The sequence below is a fragment of the Agromyces solani genome (assembly GCF_058349925.1).
In genome coordinates this window covers 1,314,137-1,334,252 of the sequence record NZ_JBYRER010000001.1, presented here as the reverse complement: position 1 = coordinate 1,334,252, position 20,116 = coordinate 1,314,137, and the positions used below count along the sequence as shown (strand labels likewise).

Annotated in this window: 12 protein-coding genes and 1 tRNA gene; 2 read left to right on the top strand and 11 right to left on the bottom strand. The window is 71.0% G+C overall.

Annotated features, from left to right (window positions below):
- Position 1: 1 nt before the first annotated feature.
- From AC3RJ7_RS06110 to AC3RJ7_RS06070, 9 genes are all read right to left on the bottom strand, one after another.
- Complete coding sequence (locus tag AC3RJ7_RS06110; RefSeq protein ID WP_491454919.1) at positions 2-2,308, bottom strand: transglutaminase TgpA family protein; 2,307 nt, start codon at positions 2,306-2,308, stop codon at positions 2-4.
- Positions 2,305-3,630, bottom strand: a complete 1,326-nt coding sequence (locus AC3RJ7_RS06105; RefSeq protein WP_491454918.1) for a DUF58 domain-containing protein — start codon at positions 3,628-3,630, stop codon at positions 2,305-2,307. The genes AC3RJ7_RS06110 and AC3RJ7_RS06105 overlap by 4 nt, the downstream gene beginning before the upstream one ends.
- Positions 3,627-4,595 carry an AAA family ATPase gene (locus AC3RJ7_RS06100; RefSeq protein WP_491454917.1) on the bottom strand — a complete coding sequence of 323 codons (969 nt, stop codon included), beginning with the start codon at positions 4,593-4,595 and terminating at the stop codon, positions 3,627-3,629. The genes AC3RJ7_RS06105 and AC3RJ7_RS06100 overlap by 4 nt, the downstream gene beginning before the upstream one ends.
- 52 nt (positions 4,596-4,647) lie before the next feature.
- A complete protein-coding gene (locus AC3RJ7_RS06095; protein ID WP_491454916.1) occupies positions 4,648-10,002 on the bottom strand; it encodes an Ig-like domain-containing protein in 5,355 nt (1,784 codons plus the stop codon).
- A 145-nt stretch (positions 10,003-10,147) separates the two neighbouring features.
- Complete coding sequence (locus tag AC3RJ7_RS06090) at positions 10,148-10,870, bottom strand: hypothetical protein (RefSeq protein ID WP_491454915.1); 723 nt, start codon at positions 10,868-10,870, stop codon at positions 10,148-10,150.
- Positions 10,867-12,558, bottom strand: coding sequence for a serine/threonine protein kinase (locus tag AC3RJ7_RS06085; protein WP_491454914.1), 1,692 nt, complete (start codon positions 12,556-12,558; stop codon positions 10,867-10,869). Before AC3RJ7_RS06085 ends, AC3RJ7_RS06090 begins: the two co-directional genes overlap by 4 nt.
- A complete protein-coding gene (locus AC3RJ7_RS06080) occupies positions 12,558-13,793 on the bottom strand; it encodes an FHA domain-containing protein (protein ID WP_491454913.1) in 1,236 nt (411 codons plus the stop codon). The genes AC3RJ7_RS06085 and AC3RJ7_RS06080 overlap by 1 nt, the downstream gene beginning before the upstream one ends.
- Complete coding sequence (locus AC3RJ7_RS06075) at positions 13,786-14,661, bottom strand: PP2C family protein-serine/threonine phosphatase (protein WP_491454912.1); 876 nt, start codon at positions 14,659-14,661, stop codon at positions 13,786-13,788. The genes AC3RJ7_RS06080 and AC3RJ7_RS06075 overlap by 8 nt, the downstream gene beginning before the upstream one ends.
- A 161-nt stretch (positions 14,662-14,822) precedes the next feature.
- Positions 14,823-15,860 carry a TerC family protein gene (locus AC3RJ7_RS06070; RefSeq protein ID WP_491454911.1) on the bottom strand — a complete coding sequence of 346 codons (1,038 nt, stop codon included), beginning with the start codon at positions 15,858-15,860 and terminating at the stop codon, positions 14,823-14,825.
- Between the two features lie 212 nt (positions 15,861-16,072).
- Here AC3RJ7_RS06070 and AC3RJ7_RS06065 point away from each other — a divergent pair, with 212 nt between their 5' ends.
- Entirely contained in the window at positions 16,073-16,786 is a 714-nt protein-coding gene (locus AC3RJ7_RS06065; protein WP_491454910.1) for a TIGR00645 family protein, read from the top strand.
- Between the two features lie 148 nt (positions 16,787-16,934).
- Here the strand turns inward: AC3RJ7_RS06065 and AC3RJ7_RS06060 are convergent.
- Positions 16,935-17,007, bottom strand: a tRNA-Glu gene (locus tag AC3RJ7_RS06060).
- A 182-nt stretch (positions 17,008-17,189) separates the two neighbouring features.
- On the opposite strand from AC3RJ7_RS06060, the gene AC3RJ7_RS06055 reads away from it, so the two are divergent.
- On the top strand, positions 17,190-17,828 hold the full coding sequence (locus AC3RJ7_RS06055; RefSeq protein ID WP_491454909.1) for an MBL fold metallo-hydrolase: 639 nt from the start codon (positions 17,190-17,192) through the stop codon (positions 17,826-17,828).
- A gap of 3 nt (positions 17,829-17,831) precedes the next feature.
- Here the strand turns inward: AC3RJ7_RS06055 and AC3RJ7_RS06050 are convergent, their stop codons facing one another.
- Positions 17,832-20,048, bottom strand: a complete 2,217-nt coding sequence (locus tag AC3RJ7_RS06050) for a transglycosylase domain-containing protein (protein WP_491454908.1) — start codon at positions 20,046-20,048, stop codon at positions 17,832-17,834.
- Positions 20,049-20,116: the final 68 nt, after the last annotated feature.

Here is a 20,116-nt window from a genome sequence, read left to right as displayed (position 1 = left end):
CCTAGCGACGACGACGGATGCGATACCGGCTGATGAATCGTCGGGCACGACCGACGGCCGCGGTCACGGCCGCCGTCGCGGCATCCGCCTCGGTCCATCGGCGGGCGACGACCTCGTCGGGCACGGCCGAGCCGTCGAACACGTCGCGGTCGATCACCGCGGCGAGCGCCGACAGCGGCACCGCGTCCGCCGAGGCATCCGCCGCGGACATCGCCGGCGCGAGCCCCTGCTCGGCGACCTGACGCTCGAGGGACGCCGCCGACTGGCGGCGGGTGGCGCGCACCGGCGGCTCGAACCCGAGCTCCGCGTAGCGGTCGACGAGCTCCTCCCACGCGGCGGCGGCCTGTCGGGCGTTCGGGCCGGAGCGGCGCCGACGTCGCCGCGCGGCCTTCGCCATCGCCGCCACGAGCATCGGCAGGAACACGAGGGCCGCCGGGATCGCGATCGAACCGAGCGCCACCCACACCCAACCCGGGATCTGGAACGGACGGTCCTTGTCGTCGTCGTCGGTGTCGTCGATCTCGACGGTCGCGAGCAGCTCGTCCTCGGAATGCTCCGCCCGCGGGGGCTGGCGCACCTGCGGCTGCGGCTCGGACTTCGGCTTCGGGGTCTCCTCCTTCGGCACGTCGACCTGGTCGGGGGTCGGGTGGAAGGCCACCCAGCCGACGCCCTCGAACGCGACCTCGACCCACGCGGTCACGTCGTCGCCGACGACCTCGACCTCGTCCTGGCCCTCGCCGACCTCGGGCGCGAAGCCCATGACGACGCGCGCCGGGTAGCCGAGATCGCGAGCCATGAGCGCCATAGCCGCCGCGTACTGCTCGGCGTCGCCGACCATCTGGGACCGCGTGAAGAGCTCGGTGATGCGGTCGGCGCCGTGCCCGGCCCGCGAGGCGACCGCGTCGGACGCGAGTCCGTGGCTCAGGAATCCGTTCGTCGTGAGCGCCTTCTCGATGGCCCGCAGCTGCTCGATCGGGCTCGGCGCGTCGCCCGCGAACTCCTGCGCCTTCGCCTCGGCGACGTCGGGCGAGTTCTCGACGATCGGCAGGGTCAGGTCGGCGACGGGCACGTCGAGCAGCGCCTCGGTGTCGGGCTCGCGCTGCACGCGCGCCTCGAGCTCGTAGCGCGTGCCCTCGCCGACGCCGCTCGTGAGCACCGCGGTGCCCGCGTCGGGGTTGTAGCGCAGGTCCCCCGCCCGGGCGGCGCTGTCGCCGTCCTGCAGGTGCAGCGCCGTGCCGTAGCCGACGGTCGGCAACCAGACGTCGGAGTACGCGCCGATCTCGATCTCGACGTCTCGCGTCGAGCCGAGGTCGGCGAGGCCGGGCTCGGGCAGCGATTCGCCGACGATCCCGTAGCCCGCGTCCGATCCGGCGTCCTCGGGGCCGGCGACGTTCCACAGCCGACCCGTGTAGGCATCCATCGTCGCGAGCCTCAGCGTGTCGCCGGGTTCGAGGCCGCGAACCGTGAACAGCGTCTCCTCGGCGAGGTCCTTCGTGTACTTGCGGAACCCCGACAGCGGGCTCGGGAACTCGAGCGGGTCGAACGGCGGCACGACCTCGTCGCGCAGCACGAATCGCTCCGGGCTCACGGGTGCGAAGGCTACGCCCGCGAGCGCGCCGATCGCGACGGCACCGGCGACGACCGCGCTCGTGCCGGCCACCTTCTGCCGACGGAGGCGCTTCGCACCCTCCCCGGCGGACTCCACCGTCGTGCCGCGATGCCACGCGATCCAGACGAGGGCGATCACCGCGAACGCGACGCCGCGGACGCCCGCGAAGTACGGCTCGTCGGTGCCGAGCAGGATGCCCGAGAGGTAGAGCAGGGCCGGACCGACGACGAGCACGCTCGCGCGGAGCGCGGTGCGCCGCTTCGGCAGCCAGCGGGTCGCGAGCATCGCGCCGACGAGCGAGACGAGCCAGGCCGCGAAGTACGGCAGCGCCGCGATGTAGTAGGGCGCCTCGACCGGGGTGCCGATCGTGACGATGTCGGCCCACCCGAAGACGGCGCCGTAGGCGAGGCCCGCGAGCGAGGCGAGCGACGGCAGCACCCCGAAGATCGCGGTCTCGGGCATCGTGAAGGGCGAGCCGAGGAGGAAGTAGGCGGCGATGCCGACGAGGACGGTGGTGAGCACGCCGAGCCGCCAGACCGCGCCGGCGACCGCCGCGAGGGTGCCGACGACGAGGCCGGCGATCGCGGCGACGAGGAAGTTCAGGTCGCCGAAGCTCGTCTCGTAGCCGATGATGCCGAGCAGCGACAGTAGGCTCAGCACGAGCAGGTCGCTCACGACGTTGCGGGGAAGGCGTCTCACGGGCGCACCCTCCGCATCAGCCGGGGCAGGTCGGCGAGCTCACCGACGGTCGCGACGGTCATGCCGGCGATCTTCGTCAGCGAACTGGCGGCGCCGAGCTCGATCCGCACGGCGATGGTCTGCGTGTCGTTGCCGAACACGGTCTCGACGGCACGGAACTCCGCGAGCGGCAGCCGCGAACCGCCGACCGCGATCACGACGCTCGGCGCGGGCAGGCGCTTCGTGGCCTCGCGCACGAAGTCGCGCATGGTCGGGTGGGCGCCGTCGACCGGCTCGATGCGGCACGAGTCATCCAGCAGGGTCGTCGGCGTCGCCGTGCGCAGCGCGACGCGCTCGGTCACGACGGAGAGGCGGGTCTGGTCGCGGATCACCTGCACGCCGATCGAGGCGAGCACCGAGACGCCGAGCTCGAACTCGTCCTCCGAGGCGTAGTGCGATCGCTCGGTCGACTGCACGAGCGCGAGCTGCGACCGCCGGGTCTCCTCGTACTGGCGCACCATGAGCCGGCCCGTCCGGGCCGACGTGCGCCAGTGCACGTTGCGGAGCGGATCGCCGGGCTCGTAGGCGCGCAGCGCGTGGAACGAGATGTCGTTGTTGGTGATGACCTTCGTGATCTCGCCCTCGAGGTCGCGCACGAGGCCCGCCGCCGACGGCAGGAGGCGCGCCGTGACGGGGTGCACGAAGAGCTCGACGGGGTCCGTCCAGCGCACGGTGCGGCGCAGGATGCCGAGCTGGTCGCCGCGGACGGACACCGCGGGACCGGCCACGATCACCGCGCGCCGGTTCGTCGGCACGGCGAAGAGCTCCTCGTGCTCCTCGCCGGGGGCGAGGTGCGGCACGACGAACTCGGCGAGGCCGGAGCCGACCGGCAGCTCGATACGCGCCGGGGCCGACGGCGCCGAGCCGGCGTTGCGGACGGCGAGGCGCCCGAGCGCTCGCTCGCCCGCGACGACGCGGGCCGGCTGCAGTTCGATGCCGACCGCGAAGTGCATGCGACCGAACACGAAAGCGACCGACACGAGCACCGCCGCGAGCAGCGTGAAGCCGAGGAAGGCGAACTCGATCCAGCCGAAGGCCCACGCGAGCACGAGCGAGACCGCCGCTGCGGCGAGCACGAGCCATCCGGTCGTCGAGACGACGCCCGTCACCGGCGCGCAGAAGCCGGCGACCGCGCGCCAGGCGCGGCCGATGGCGCGCGACGCCGTCTGCAGGGATGCCTCGAGCGACCGCCCGACGGCGCGGGCGGCGATTCTCGTCTGCGAGGGCGCCGGCCCCGGTTGCTGCGGGGCGGGCGCCGCCCGCGTGCCGGTCTCGGTGCTCATGCCGCCCGGTACGCCGGCGGAGCCACCTCGACCAGCACCCGATTCACGATGTCGATCGCGCTCACGCCCGCGAACTCCGACTCGGGGTCGACGATGATGCGGTGCGCGAGCACCGGCACAGCCAGTTCGCGCACGTCGTCGGGCGTCGCGAACGTGCGGCCCTGCGAAATCGCCCGGGTCTTCACCGCCCGCGCGAGCGCGAGGGCGCCGCGCATGCTCACACCGAGCGCGGAGTCCTTGTCGTCGCGGGTGGCCGAGACCAGTTCGTTCAGGTACGACAGCACGGCCGCGTCGACGTACACCTCGCTCGCGAGCTGGGCCATCGTCGTGATCGACTCGGGCGCGATGATCGGCGACACCTTCGACGCGCGGGCGCGGTTCGCCGAATCGAGCAGCAGTGTCACCGCCGTGTCGTGGTCGGGGTAGCCGAGCGAGGTCTTGATCAGGAAGCGGTCGAGCTGCGCCTCGGGCAGCGAGTAGGTGCCCGCCTGCTCCACCGGGTTCTGCGTGGCGATGACCATGAACGGCGAGCCGACCTCGTACGACACGCCGTCGACGGTGACCTTGCCCTCCTCCATCACCTCGAGCAGCGACGACTGGGTCTTCGGGCTCGCGCGGTTGATCTCGTCGGCGAGCACGATCGACGCGAAGATCGGGCCCCGGTGGAACTCGAACTGCCCCTTGCCCTGGTCGTAGATCGTGACGCCCGTGACGTCGGACGGCAGCAGGTCGGGCGTGAACTGGATGCGCGAGTTCGTGCCGTCGAGCGTGTTCGCGAGCGCCTTCGCGAGCACCGTCTTGCCCGTGCCCGGGTAGTCCTCGAGCAGCACGTGCCCGTCGGAGAGGAGCGCCGTCACGACGAGTTCGATCACGTCGCGCTTGCCGAGGATCGCGCGGTCGACGTTGTCGACCAGCTTCGAGAAGGCGTCCTGGAACCACAGGGCTTGGTCTTGCGTCACTGACATGCGAGATTCGTCTTTCTCTTGCTTCTGCTTCGTTGGCGTCGGTTCACGCGGCTCACCACGTGTTGAACGGGATGCTGTTCCACTGGCTGCCGCTGATCGCGCCGAGGGTTCTCGAGGTGCCGCCGCTGACGTTCTCGAATCGCACTGCGATGGTCTCGCCCGCGGCGCGCCGGCCGAGGTGGTTCTGCAACTCGAGCCGACCGTCCGCGCCGACATCGTAGGTCCCCTTGTAATTGCCCCAGGAGCCGTTGACGGTCACGTACACCTGGTAGCGGCCCGGGTCCATGTTCGCCCACGAGATCCGCACATTGGCACAACCGCTGCCACCACTGTCGCAGGCGCGGCTGCCGCCCTTGCCGATTGAGCCCGAGGGTTGGGGCGGCGGACGGTTCTCGACGCTGAACCGGATCGAATTGGCCGGCCCGACCTTCTGGCTGCCGACGTTCTTCGCACGTACCTCGACGGTGTGGCTGCCGGCACCGAGGTTGCTGAACGTCTTCGATCGGGCCGCGCCCCAGCCCGACCAGCCGTTCCCGTCGATGTTGGTGGAGTACTCCACGCTGCCGCCACCGGTGTCGTTCGGGGGGTTCCAGCTCACGCTGACATCGGCCGGCGCATATCCGATCGAACCGTGGCTCAGGCCCGTCGGCTGCGTCGGCGTGCCGTACGGCGTCTGGGTCAGGCTGTTCGAAGTTTCCGACGTGCCCTTCGCGTTGACCGCCCGCACCGTGAACGTGTACGCGGCACCGTTGCGCAGGCCGTCGATGATCTGCGGTGTACCGGCCGCGGCCTCGCCGAACTCGCGCGATCCCCCGTCGTAGCTCACGATGTATCCCGTGATCGGCGAGTTGTTCGTCGCATTCGCCCGCCAGGTCACCTCGACCTTGCTGTCACCGCTCGTCGCCGAGATCAGCGTCGGCGGGTCGGGCCGGTCGCGCACGATCACCGTGACGCGGCCCTGCACCTCGCGCGCCGGGTCCATCGTCGCGTCGCCGATGCGGTAGATGACGCTGAGCTCGCCCGTGAAGGCGGCTCCGGTGCGCACGGTGAGGTCGGACTCGGTGTGGCTCACGGACGCGTTCGACCCGACGCTCGCCGTGTCGATCTCGGCGGCGACCACGCGCAGTTTCTCGCCCTCGGCGTTGAACGGGTTGAAGTCGTTCCCGAGCACGTCGATCGTCCTCGTCTCGCTGCGGACCATCTCCTCGGGACCGTCGTCCTTCGCGATGGGCTTCGACCGCGTGGAGGAGACGACCGTCACGTCGACGTAGCCGGGAACGGTGAACGACTCGAACTCGAGGTCGAAGGTCAGGCGCGTCGCGGTGCCCGGCTGCACGCCGAGCTCCGACCACACCGTCAGCGTCCCGCCGTCGATCCGCGCCTGGATGTCGTCGGTCGTGCCCGACAGGTTCGTGTACGCGACCCGCTCGATGTTGTCGGGGTTCGGCTGGTAGGTCGACGACCTCAGGTCGACCTCGAGCGGCGTCTCGCCCGCCTCGATGGTCTCGTTGCGGGGCGTGAACGTCGGCGGGGTGTCGTTGAAGTCCGGGTCGCCGACGGTGATCGGGATCGTGAGGTTCGCGACGCGCCCGATCGGGTCGGAGGCGTTCTTGCCGTCGGTCACCTGGAAGGTCACGGCTGCCGATCCCCGGTAGTCCTGCTCGGGGACGTACTGCAGCGTCTGGCCGTCGACCATCGGCGCTTCCTTCGCGTTGGTCGCGGAGGCCGTGAGGACGAGCGGGGGTTGGCCCGAGGGCACCACGACGATGTCGTTCACGTCCCACGTGATGCTCCCGTTCATGGGCACGACGACCGGTTCCATGTCGGCGAGGTGCGGAGCCGGGAACTTCGCCTTCTCCTCGGCGGCGAGCTCTTCAGGGGTCTTCGGCCGCTGCGTCTCCTCCGCGATCGGCTCGTCGTCGCCGCCGGGCACGGGCGGCACGATGACGAACGCCATGGCGTCGAGCTCGTCGAGCTCGTTCGTGAGGCGGTAGGCGACCGCGAACCGGGCGCGGCCCGGCTTCACGTCGATGCTGCCGTCCGAGAGCACCTCGGCGCGGTCGGCGTTCGGCCCCTCGAGGCTCACCTTCAGGTCCTCGACGAGTCCGCCGGGGTTCGTCGCGTCGTTCAGCGGTCGGACGTTGACACGGTCGACGTCGACGACCTCTTCCGGCTCGATGACCTGGTCCTCGGCGGTCGGCGGCGGGATCACCGCGTCTTCGGAGACCGCGACCTGGAGGAAGGCGGCGTCGGCGCCGCCGTGGCCGTTCGAGATCTCGTAGCGCACCGTGTAAGCGCCCTCGGTCTCGGGCGCCGTCACCACGACGCGCCTCCGGTCGCGGATCTCGGCCTCGATGCCCTCGTCGACGTCGGGGAGCCCCGCGACGTGGAGCTGGTAGCCCGACGGGTCGGAGTCGTTGAGCAGCACCTCGACGCCGACGGTGCGGCCGGGCTTCATCTCGATCGTGTCGTCGACCGCCTTGGGCGGCAGCTGCACCGCGGGGCGCGGGATGACGCCGATGCGGACGACGCCCTTCGACCTGGCGCCCTGCGTGTCCTCCACCTCGTACTGGAAGGTGTCGGTGCCGGCAGAGCCGGTGAGCGCCTCGTAGGTGATCGAGGTGCTCGTACGCTCGAGGATGCGCCCGAGCGACGGCGCCGACGCGATGCCGGTGAGCGTCACCGAGTCGCCGTCGGGATCGATGCCGTCGAGCGGGACGTCGATCTTGACCGCCGAGCCCTCGAAGGTCCGCGAGGTGAGCGGTGTCGGCAGCGGAGCCCGGTTCTTCTCGGGATCGGGACCGATGACCGTGAAGCGCACGGTCGCCCGCGCGGTCTGCTCGAAGTCGTCGCCGACCGTGTAGACCGCGCTGTACACGCCGGGTGTCTTCGGCGCCTGGAACCGCACCTCGTCGCCGTTCACGAACGCGAGGCCGCCCTCCGCGTCGACCTTGGTCAGCTCGGGGAGGACGTGGATGGCCGCGGCGTCTGGGTGGTAGTCGTTGTCGAGCACGGGGACGGTGACGATGTCGCCCGCGCGTACGTTGACGCTGTCGTCCGCCGCGACGGGAGGCTGGTGCTTCACGAGCGGCGGAACCGGGACGACGGCGACACTCGCCGTCGCCGTGTTCACGCCGTCGGAGATCGTGTACTCGAACTCGAGCTGGCGGTCGATCGCCTCGGAGGCGGTGACGCGTGCGACCGTGTTCGTCAGGATCTCGACCGAGACGAGATCGTCGGTCGCGGAGTCGTCGACCGACTGCACCGCGAGCACGCGGCCCGACGGCGAGACGTCGTTCGCGAGCAGCGGCACGGTGGTCGGCTCGCCCGGCCGCAGGTACGCCGTGTCCTTCACCGCGATCGGCTTCGGCTCGTCGTCGGGCGCCTCGGCGACCTGCACGCGGATCAGCCCGACGCTCACCGCCGTGTCGGCGGCGAGGTCGTAGAGGAAGACGTATTCGCCGGGCGCATCGGCCGAGAACGTGATCGTGCCCCGCTCGAGGTTCGGGGTCACCGATGCCCCGTCGGGCACCTCTTCGACCCCGGCGAGCGCGAGCGGCGCGCCGGACGGGGTGAGGTCGTTCGCGAGCGGCTCGATCGCGATCGACTCGCCGACGAAGACCTGCGCGAAGTCGGGGGTGCCGACGGGATTGAGGGTGCCCGTGGGCTTCACCTCGACCTCGAGGGTGCCGGCCGCCTCGGTCTGCCCGTCCGAGACGACGTACTGCACTTCTTTGGTGCCGAGCTCGCCCGAGCGGTGCGCGAAGGTGACCTGGCCGTCGGGGCTGAATCGCACCGAGTCGCCGCTCGTCGGGGACGCGTTCACGAGGTACACGTCGTCGCCGTCGGGGTCGTTCCAGTCGGCGAGCACGTTGTAGGAGATCTGCCGGTTCTGCTCGACGCTCGTCGCCGCGGTGCGCATCGAGACCGGCGCCTCGTTCTCGGTCTCGGGGGTGATGCGCACGTTCACGGATGCCTCGGCCACGCCGCCGCGCCCGTCGTCGGCGGAGTACCGGAACGATGCGGTGCCCGCCGCGCCCTCGTCGGGGGTGAACTGGAGCGCCCGACCGCCGTCGATGAGCTCGAGCCGGCCCTGGGCGCCGCTCACGGTCGGCAGCTCGGCGACCGTGAGCACGTCGCCGTCGGGGTCGGTGTCGTTCTCGAGGACCTCGAGGACGGTCGTGCGCTCGGGCCGGACGCCGAACTCGTCGTCACGGGCGAGGGGCGGGCGATTGACGGGCCCGCGCTCGGCGAGGGTGTCTTCGAAGTTCTGACGGGAGCTCTTCTCCTCGCCCTCCTCGTCGTCGGACTCCTCGGGCGGGGTGACCTCCTCCCAGTTGTCGACGAGCCGAAGGTCGGAGTCGACCAGCCACGCGTTGCCGTTGGAGAGGTTGTTGAGCACGATGACGTTGCGATTCACGCGGAACTCGAGCCGCTGCCCGGCCGTCTTCTGCTCGATCTCCTGCGATCGGGGTTCGTCGCCGTCGCACGCGGCCAGGTACGTCGCCGACGTCGACCAGGCGCCGTGCGCGCAGCCGTTCAACCAGACCGGTGCCGCGACCCGCGCGGCATCCTCGGCTCCCGCGTCGGCGCCGCTCGGGATGACGCGGACCGATCCGCCCGCGAGCGGCGCCTCGAGGAGCGCGTCGGCCGTCGCGACGAGGGCGACGTCGTGCTCGGCGCCGGTCTGCTGCAGCCGCAGCCCCTGCTCGGGCAGGTCGACCACGGCGTCGCCGGAGATCAGGCGGTTCTCGTCTTCGTCGAGGATGACCGCCCGCTCGCCGACGGCCGCGAGCTGGTGCTCGCCGAGCTTCGGCGTGCCGCGCTTCTCGGGGTCGGCGCCGACGGCGACCGTGTAGATCGTGCGCTTCTCGGGGCGGGTCGCGAAGACCGTGCCCTCGCTCGAGACGGCGACCTTCGCGCCGTCGCCGAGCTTCAGGAGCGGATCGGTGCCCGCGGCGTCGAAGGAGAGTGCGGACCCTGCCTGCACCGTCCACAGCTCGCCCTTCGGCGAGAGCACGGCGATGACCTCGCCGCCGTAGGCGACGGTCGACCCCGGCGGCACGTCGATGCGCTCCGTGAGCGTCGTGAACGACGGGTCGATGCGCTCGATGGAGCCGATGCTGCGGTCGTAGAGGAACGCGTCGTCGCCGTTCTGGAGGACGTCGAACTCGTTCGTCGCGGTGTTGACGGCGGCGTCGAGCTCGCCGATCGGACGGTTGAGTCGCCCCGCGAGCAGGTCTTCCTCGTTGAGCACCCAGACGTCGCGTGCGTCGAGGTCGGGGTCGGTCACGGGGAAGCCCTGGTGCAGCACCGCGAAGGTGAGCGGCACTCCGGCGATGAGCGTCAGGGCGAGCGTCGTCGCGGTCGCCTTGCGCGTGCGCACCCAGGACGTGAAGGAACCCAACGCTTCTCCCTGATGCACGGCGAACAGAAAACGGAGCCGACCGCCCCACAACGGGGTACACGGTAACACGAGCCTCCCCGGCCGGCACATGGGGAGACGTCCCCATGCCGGCCCGCGCTACGCTCGCGCGACGACTCGCACCGGGCTACGACCGCGCCTCGTCCCCGTCGCCCGCGCCATGGGGGCGATCGAGCAGCGGAAGGTCGTCGGCGCTGACCAGGCGGGTCGCCACCGCGTATTCGACGAGCCTCGCGCGCCGGTTCGTCGCGAGCTTCCCGCGGCCGCCTCGGAGGCCGTCGACGCCGATGCGGTCGAGCTTCTCGCAGACGTTGTCGAGCTTGCGGTTGAACGTGGTCATGCTCCAGCCGAGGCGGGCGGCGGCCTCGGCCGACGTCGGCACCGCCGCGCGGCCGGCCGCGGGCTGTGCGAGCACGTGCTCGGCGAGGGCGACGACGAGCAGGCGCTGGCTCGTGGTCAGCGTCACCGGCATCACGGTCGTGCCGCCGTCGACGGGCGTCGCCGTGAGCGAGGTGTTGTAGAAGTCCTCCTCGGCGTGCACGGTGAAGTCGTACGTCGTCGCGCCCGCACTGAACATCACGTGCACGGTCTGGAAGACGAGCGGCAGCTTCGCCCCCGGGGCGACCCACGCCTGCACGCTGCCGGTCGCATCGGAGACGGTGGCCGAGAGCAGCTGACCGACGTTCGACAGCCACCACAGCCCGTACTCGCTGGAGAGCGTGAGGAACGTGCGGTGCAGGTAGGGGTTCTCGTCGATCGTGAGATCGGAGTCGCGGCCGATGGTGAACGGCTCGCCCCCCGACTCGACCGTGTACCACTCCCCGCAGTATTCGACGCGCAACGGTCTCATTCCGAGCATCCCTCCACCGGCTCCGATGTCTTGCTGCCGCGCTGCACCTCGACTTCGATGCAGACGACTCCCCCAGCCGTATTCTCGACCACGATCGTCGACGCCTCCGTGACCTCGACCCCGCCCGAGCCGTCGACCCGCTTCCAGCGGTACCGGTCGCCCTCCTCGGCGCGGTCGTGCGAGACCTCGAAGACCGTACTCGACCCGTCGACGCCGGCGTACTCGACCGACGGCGCCGGCACGGTGGCGGCGATCACCGCGTCCTGCGCGTCGGCGCCCGTCGTGGGCTCGGGCTCGGGGGTCGCGAACGTGCCCGAGAGGGCGATCGCGATGCCGACGACCGCGACGACGACGACGCCGGCGGCGGCGGCGACGATCGCCCCGGCCCTGCCCCGACGCGGCGCGCGCGTCTCGGTCGCGGCGGCGCCGGGCGCTTCGGGCACGTTCGTGCGCGGGCGCACGATGGTCGCATCGACCGGTGTCGCGGCAGCGGGCGACGCACCGCGCAGCAGGGTCGCGTCGTCGACCACGGGCGACGGGCGCTGCGGCTGGGCGACGACCTGCTGCGGCATGCGGGCACGCGTCCGGTCGTCGTCGACGGGGGCCGGCGCGGACGAGGGGCCGTGTGCGGAGGCCGGAGCCGGCGCAGGAGGCGGTGCGCCGATCGGCGCCGCCGGTCGCGGAGCCTGCGCCTCGACCGTCTGCACCGTGCGGGCGCGGGTGGCATCGGCGCCGTCGTCGACCGGGGCGGCTTCGCGCTCGGCGCCGAGGTTCGGCACCTCGATGTTCGTCGCCGCGTAGCCGAGCTCGAGCTCGACGCGCTGCAGGGCACGGGCGAACTCCACCGCACTCGGATAGCGGTCGGCTCGGCGCACCGCCATACCCTTCGCGAGCACGGCGACGAGGCTCGCCGGCACGTCGGCACGCCCGATGGGCGTGATCGCGCCGCGCTCGATGCGACCCATCAGGTCGAGCGAGCCGTTCGACCGGCCCGGGATCTCGAACGGGGTGCGCCCCGCGAGGAGCGTGTGCACCGTCGCGGCGAGCGAGAAGACGTCGCTCCTGGTGTCGGGCTTCGGGTCGTCCTCGAACATCTCGGGCGGCGACCAGGGCACGCTGAGCCCGACCGCCGACTGGCCCGAACCCGAGCCCGTCGCACCCAGCTCGGCCGCCGTGACGGTGTGCACGGGCAGCTCGCCCTCGAGGTTCGACGAGATGCCGAAGTCGGTGAGCGCGGGCCACCCGTAGTCGTTCGTCAGCACGTTCGCGGGCTTGATGTCGCGGTGCAGGATGCCGGCGGCGTGCGCGGTCGCGATGGCGCCGGCGAGTCGCACGCCCGTGCGCAGCGCGTCCTCCACCGAGAACGGCTCGCGCTTGTAGCGCTCGGCGAGGCTGGGACCCGAGCAGTACTCCATGACGAAGTACGGGCGCCCGTCGGCCGAGACGTCGGCGTGGAAGATCGTGACGATGAACGGGTGCGCCGACAGCTGCGCCATCAGGTTCGCCTCGGCGACGAACTGCGCGCGCGTGTCGCGCTCGAGCTCTTCGGTGAGCAGCACCTTGACCGCCACCTTGCGGCGCGGCAGCTTCTGCTCGTAGAGGAAGACGTCGGCGAATCCGCCCGAGCCGAGCAGGCCGAGCGACGAGTAGCCGGGCAGCTCCGGCGGGGTCGACGGGGCGCGGCGCATCAGTCGCCGACCACCTGGATGGTCCAGCCGCCGCCGAGGTCGACGACGGTGCCGATGAGCACGGGCGTCGGCTCGCCGGCCCGCAGCTTGACGGGCGGCTTGCCGGGCGCGACCACGAGGGTGCCGTTGCGCGAGTGCAGGTCGGTCACGACGACCGTGCCGCCTTCGAGTGCGAGCCGCACGTGACTGCGCGAGATGTCGGCGTCGCCCTGACCGATCGTCACGATCCGCGGCAGGCGCCCGCCCGACACCTTGCTGACGCTCGGCGCACGACCGAGCACGATCTCGTGCACGAGCGGTTCGAAGCTGCCGTCGGGCATGCGCAGCCGGACCTCGGGCGACGGTGCGGGGTCGCCCGCGGCGACCGTCGGGCGGGATGCCTCGCGCTCCGCGCGGAGTCGCCGGATGTCGGCGCTCGCCACGGTCATGCCGTCGTGGTCGCCCTCGCCGATCGGCGGCGAGACGATCTCGCCGGCGCGCCTCGCGATGGTCTCGTCGAGATCGGGCTGGGGCTCGGACGGTGCCGCCGCGGTCGCCTCCGGCGGGCGGATGAACTCGGAGACGCCCGCGATCGTCTCCTCGACCGGCGCGATCGTCTGCTCGGGCGCGGGCGGCGGGACCGCAGGGCCCGGCGCGGCGGGCGTCGCCGCGGCCACAGCCTGCGGTGCGCCCGCCGAGAGCACGGTCGGCGCGGTCTGCGGACCGCGAGCGGCCGGCTCGTCCGTCGATGCCGTCGCTGCCGTCGACGCCGCCTGCATGGAATCGAGCGATGCGGTCGCGGCGGGTCGCACGGTCGCGGCGGCGCCCGGCACCGCGACGGCGGCGGTCGGCACCACGCCGTCGATGACGGGCAACCACGAGGCATCCGCCCCGATGCCCGCGGCCGCGACCTCGACGCGCTCGACGCCCTCGACGACGCGTTCGGTCCAGGTCGACACCGCCGCACCGGAGACGATCGTGTCGCCCGCGACCACCTCGAACGCGCCGCGTACGATGATGCGGACGGGCCCGAGCACGCCGGGACCCCCGGTCCAGGTGACGAGGGCGAAGTCGGGCGTGCGCCCGAGGCCGTCGGCCGTCAGCCGCTCGAGCACCTCGGTCGACGAGTCGGGCGCGAGCGTCGGCCAGAGATCCGTCGCGATCGACGGGGCCGACGGCCCCGACACGATGAGTGCGGCCCCCGCCCGCACCGCGGCGACCGCGTCGCCCTGCACGTCTGCGCGATACTCAGGCATCGCGACCCCCCTCTTCTCGTGGTCTCGTCTCCTCGACCGCCTCGATCGCCCGATCTCGGGTCGCGTCGCCGTCGTCGGCCCCGTCACCGCCGATCGTCGACTCGACGACGACGACGCTCACGTTGTCGCGGCCGCCGTGCGCGAGCGCCGCCTCGACGAGCTCGCCCGCCATGCCGGCCGGGTGCGCCGCGTCGCCCGCGAGGATCGCCGCGATGCGATCGTCGTCGAGCTCCTTCGTGAGGCCGTCGGAGCAGATCAGGAACACCTGGCGGCCGGCCGCGGGCACCAGCCACACGTCGGGTTCGACGACGTCGTCGGCGCCGAGCGCCCGCGTGATGACGTTCCGTTCGGGATGGCGCTCGGCGTCCTCCGGGCGGATGAGCCCCGCGTCGACCAGTTCCTGCACGGCCGAATGGTCGACGCTCACCTGGTCGAGCGAGCGGCCGTCCCACGCGTAGATGCGGGAGTCGCCGATGTTGAACGCCATCCAGTGGAAGCCGCCGGAGTCGCCCGCATCGACGAGCGCGACCCCGGCGAGCGTCGTACCCGCGACCGCGGTGCCCTCGTCGCCGTCGCCGCTCAAGGCCCGCACCGCGTCGTTCGAGCTGTGGATCGCGTCGAGCACCTGCTCGGGCGACGGCGGCGTACCGGGCTCGATGTGCCGGCGGAAGGTCTCGACCACCGCCCGGCTCGCGGCGTCGCCGCGGGCGTGGCCGCCCATGCCGTCGGCGACGAGGTACACGGGCGACTCGGCGAACACGGCGTCTTCGTTCACACTGCGCACGAGCCCGAGGTCGGTGCGCGCCGAGTGGGCGATGAGCGCGGAGCCGCGGGTCAGGGCGACGACGCCCTCGGCATCACCTGGCACGGAACTCCTCGGTAGGGCGGGGCGGTCGGGACGGCAGCCCGAGCGACGCGCCGAGGCGTCGCCCGACAACGGTAGCAAGTCCGCGGGCCGGACGCCTGCTCATGTGGAGAACGCGAGCGGGACGGGACGGCGATCCGACCGCCTCGACCCGTTCGCCGGACTCAGCGCCCGGTGCGCTCGGAGTCGTCGGTGAAGTGCGGCACTTCCTCCATGAGAGTGTGACCGCGGCGCTTCGCATCCACGCGCGCCTTGACGAGGCTCGCGACCGTGGCCACGAGCATCGCGAGCACGATGACGCCGAGCGACATCCACGTGGAGATCTCGGGCGCCCACTCGATGGGCTCGCCGCCGTTGATGAACGGCAGTTCGTTGACGTGCATCGCGTGGAACACGAGCTTCACGCCGATGAAGGCGAGGATGAACGCGATGCCGTACTTGAGGTACTCGAGGCGCTCGAGCAGGCCGCCGAGCATGAAGTAGAGCTGGCGCAAGCCCATGAGCGCGAACACGTTCGCCGTGAACACGATGAACGCCGACTGGGTGATGCCGAAGATCGCGGGGATCGAGTCGAGCGCGAAGAGCAGGTCGGTCGTGCCGATCGCGATGAACACGATGAGCATCGGCGTGAAGAAGCGCTTGCCGTCGATCGTCGTGCGCAGCTTCACCCCGTCGTAGTCGTCGGTGAGGCGCACGCGCTTGCGGAGCATCCGCACGACGAACGACTCGGAGTCGTCGTCCTCGTGGTCGCCGCGGACCTGCTGGATCGCCGTCCACACGAGCCACGCGCCGAAGATGTAGAAGATCCAGCTGAAGTTCTCGATGAGCGAGGCGCCGAGCAGGATGAAGATGCCGCGCAGCACGAGCGCGATGATGATGCCCACCATGAGCACCTCCTGCTGCAGCTTCCGCGGCACCGAGAACCTCGCCATGATGATGACGAACACGAAGAGGTTGTCGATCGACAGGCTGTACTCGGTCAGCCAGCCCGCGAGGAACTGCCCGGCGAACTCGCCGCCGGCGAAGAGGTACATGAGCCCTGCGAAGACGAGGGCCAGCACGACGTAGAAGACGACCCAGAGCGTCGACTCCTTCATCGAGGGCACGTGCGGGCGCTTGAGCACGAGCAGCAGGTCGGCGAGGAGGATCAGGGTCAGCACGACGAGCGAACCGACTTCGAACCAGACGGGGAGTTCGAGCACGTTGGACCTTTCGGGGGGATCAGGGTACGGCAGGGCCCGAAAGTCTCTCCCCGTGGCGCCAACCACTCCCACGACCGGAGCGGCGACGACGGCGCTCGTACTGACGATCATGGGTCGGAGCCGCGGCCCCGCGGGATACTCCCCTTCGCTCAGGCGAGTCTAGCGGACGGCCCGCCCACGTAGACTCGAACCCCGCGAACCGAGGAGAGAGCTTGAGCGCCCGAACGACGCCCGTCAACCCCGATCCGTACTCCACGACTCCCGGCTCCGCCGTGATCGGCTATGCGATCTTCGCCAGTCGCTGGCTGCAGGCCCCGCTCTACCTGGGCCTCATCGTCGCGCAGGCCGTCTACGTCTGGGTGTTCCTCAAAGAGCTCTGGCACCTCGTGGACGGCGTCTTCATCGACCAGGAGCACGTGCTCGGCGAGGCCGACGTCATGCTCATCGTGCTCGGCCTCATCGACGTCGTGATGATCGCCAACCTGCTCATCATGGTGATCATCGGCGGCTACGAGACGTTCGTCTCCCGTATCAGGGTCGACGGCCACCCCGACCAGCCCGAGTGGCTCTCGCACGTCAACGCGAACGTGCTCAAGGTCAAGCTCGCGATGGCCATCATCGGCATCTCGTCGATCCACCTGCTCAAGACCTTCATCGAGGTCGGCGACCTCGGCAGCCCGGACGCCGAGAACACGACCGGCGACACGTACACGGGCGAGGGCGTCATGTGGCAGGTGCTCATCCACCTGACCTTCATCCTCTCCGCCGTCGCGCTCGCGTGGATCGACCGGATGTCGTACCACAAGGCGACCGCGGGCGAGACGCACGACGGCGTCGCGGTCCCGGTCCCGCCGGTTCCCGCCTCCGACGGGGCGACGCCCGCGCCCGTCACCGCGCCCGACCCGAGGCTCGAGCCCGTGCGGTGAGCTTCGGCCCGCGGCCGACACGACACGGATGCCTCGGAGCGACCCGCTCCGAGGCATCCGTCGTCTCTCGGGGCGCCCCGACGGAACGACTCCGGAAAACGAAGAACGCCCCCGCTTTCGCGAGGGCGTTCCGTCGTGTTGCCGATCGTGACCCCAGCGGGATTTGAACCCGCGCTACCGCCGTGAGAGGGCGGCGTCCTAGGCCGCTAAACGATGGGGCCGTGGTTGGAAAGAGCTCCTTCTGGATCTCGCTCCGTTTCCGGCAACTCGAAGAGTATGACACACGTTTCGGGCGGTTTCCAAATCGAGCGGTCGCCCGCCGCCCCGACCCGCCGGAACGCCCGGATCGACGGGGTTTCGGAACGGGTTGCGTGCGCCCGTCGCACGGGTGTTGGCTCGAAGCATGCGCCTCACCAAACTCGAACACGCCGCCCTCGTCATCGAGGACTCGGGCGACAGGCTCTACATCGACCCGGGCAGGTTCACGACGCCCATCACCGAGTCGGCGGGTGCCGTGGCCGTCGTCATCACGCACGAGCACGACGACCACTGGGCGCCGGAGCAGCTCGACCGGATCATCGGCATGAATCCCGACGTGCGGATCTTCGGGCCGGCGGGCGTCGCCGCGGCCGCGGCGGACTACCCGGTCGAGGTCGTCGCCCCGGGCGACGGGATCGAGGTCGGGCCGTTCCGCCTCCGCTTCTACGGTGGGGAGCACGCGCTCATCCACCGATCGATCCCCGTCATCGACAACGTCGGCGTGCTCGTCGACGACGCGCTCTACTACGGCGGCGACTCGTTCGCCGTGCCCGAGGGCGTCGCGGTCGACGTGCTCGCGGCGCCCGCCGGCGCCCCGTGGATGAAGCTGTCGGATTCGATGGACTACGTGGAGGCGGTGGCACCTCGTCGGGCGTTCGCGACGCACGAGATGCTGCTCTCGCAGGCGGGCAAGGCGCTCGCGAACACGCGCCTGGCGTGGGCGACCGAGCAGCACGGCGGCGAGTTCCTGCCGCTCGAGCCGGGCGACACCCTCGACTTCTGAGCCTCAGTCCCCCGAGTCGTCGCCCGAATCCTCGTCGTCCTCGTCATCGCCGCGGAAGACGCCGGGCGGCGGGTCGACCACGGGACCGGGTCCGGCCTCGGTGAAGGCTCCCCCGCCGTACTTCGCGGCGGCGACCGACATCACGACGGGCCACATGCGGTGACGCGCCTCGGCCGCCCGCCCGCTCGCGAAGAAGATGCCGCGCTGGTTGGCGTCGCCGTTCACGCTCACGACCGCCGCGACGGTCGCGACCTCGGTGCTCGCGCCCGCCATCCACGTGTCCTTCGCCCCGTCGGTCGTGCCGGTCTTGCCGATCAGCGGCACGTGGGGCACCGTGTTCTGGTCCGACTCCCAGGCCGTGCCGTTCATCACCCTCGTCATGCCGTAGTGCATGCCCGCCGCAACCTCGGGAGACACCGACTGCGTGCAGGTCGACTTCGGCGGCGGCAGCTCCTCGCCGTCCCGTCCGACGATGCGGTCGATCGCGATCGGGCTGCAGGTCCGACCGTTGTTCGCGATTCCCGCGAAGGCGACGGCGACGCTCAGCGGGGCGACCTCGTTCGTGCCGATCACCGTCGAGGGGCTCTGCAGCAGCGGGTCGCCGTCGGCCCGGTGCATCCCGAACGCCTCCGCCGACTTCCGGATGCCGCAGAGGTCGAGCTCCTTCGCCATGCCGAGATACCCCGTGTTGATCGACTGGACGGTCGATTGGAGCGCAGTGTAGGCCCCGCCCGACTCGCCCGAGTCGTTCTTCGGGTTCCAGTTCTCGCCCGACACGTCGTAGTCGCCGACGCAGCTGTCGTGGAAGACGCCCCAGTTCGAGCGAGGCTTGGAATCGACGCGCTCGCTGAGCCCGTGCCCCTCCTTCAGCCATTGGGCGAGCGTGAAGACCTTGTAGGTCGATCCGGGCTGGAACCCGCGAGAGCCGCCCTGGGCGAAATCGGTGTTGTAGTTGATGCTCGTGTACTCGGGCCCCGACGCGAGCACCTCGGGGTCCTGGCTGTAGCGCTTGTTCTGCGCCATCGCGAGCACGCGCCCCGTGCCCACCTCGACGCTCACGACGACCCCGCCGAGATCCCAGCCGGGATAGGTCATCGGCACGTTCTCGGCGATGGCCCGGACGGCCGCCCCCTGGAGATCGACGTCGAGGGTCGTGTAGACGTCGTAGCCGCCCCGACGGAAGTTCATCATGCGCGTCTCGGCGTCTTCGCCGAAGGTCGGATCGTTCTGCAGGATGTTCTTCACGTAGTCGCAGAAGTAGGCGCTCGCCCCGGCGGTCTGGCAGCCGGTGCTGGGCTCGGTGATCTTCGGTTCGACGGGCGAGGCGATCGCCTCGTCGAACCGGTCGCGGGTGACCTTGCCGAGGCTCAGCATCCGCTTCAGGATGTAGTCGCGCCGGGCGTGGTTCGCGGCATAGCCGTTCTCGGCGCCGTTCGACTCGCTGCCCGGACGGTCGAGCCGAAACTTCTCGGGGTTGTTCACGATCGCCACGAGCGACGCGGCCTGCGCGAGCGTGAGATCCGACGCCCGGGTCCCGAAGTAGTACTTCGCGGCCGCCTCGATGCCGTACACCGTGCCGCCGAAGCCCGCGATGTTGAGGTACCCGAGCAGGATCTCGTCCTTGCTGTAGCGCTTCTCGACGCCGATCGCGAGCCGCATCTCCTTCACCTTGCGGTCGATCGTGGTCTCCGTGACGGCGTCGTAGCAGTCGTCCTTCGCGGCCACGTCGAGCTCGAGCTCGCACTGCTGCACGCGGACGTTCTTCACGTACTGCTGCGCGATCGACGACCCGCCCTGCGTCTCGCGGCCGCTCGCCGTCGTCACCGCGGCGCGCAGCGTGCCCTGCAGGTCGATGCCGCCGTGGTCGTAGAACCTCGGGTCCTCGCTCGCGATCGTCGCGTCCTTGACGTCCTGGTCGACGGCATCCCAGCCGACCTCGACGCGATTCTGGTCGTAGAACGAGGCCATCAGGCTCGGCCGGCCGTCGGCACGGACGACGAAGATGTTGCTCTTCTCGCTCAGCTCCCCGATCTGGAGGTACCCCGGCAGGTTGTCGAACATGCCGATCGTGCCGCTGGCGGCCAGGCCGACCATGGCGATCGAGGGCGTCGCCGCGACCACCACGAGCGCGGCGACGGCGGCACTCGCCGCGATGAGCCCGACGAAGCCGCCGAGCACGCCCAGCGGCGTGCGCGTCTCGGCGAAATCCCGGTTGCGCATGTTGCGCGGTTCCGACGATGCCACCTCGACGCACCCCCAGCCCTGGGTTCACTTCGGCGGATGCGAGC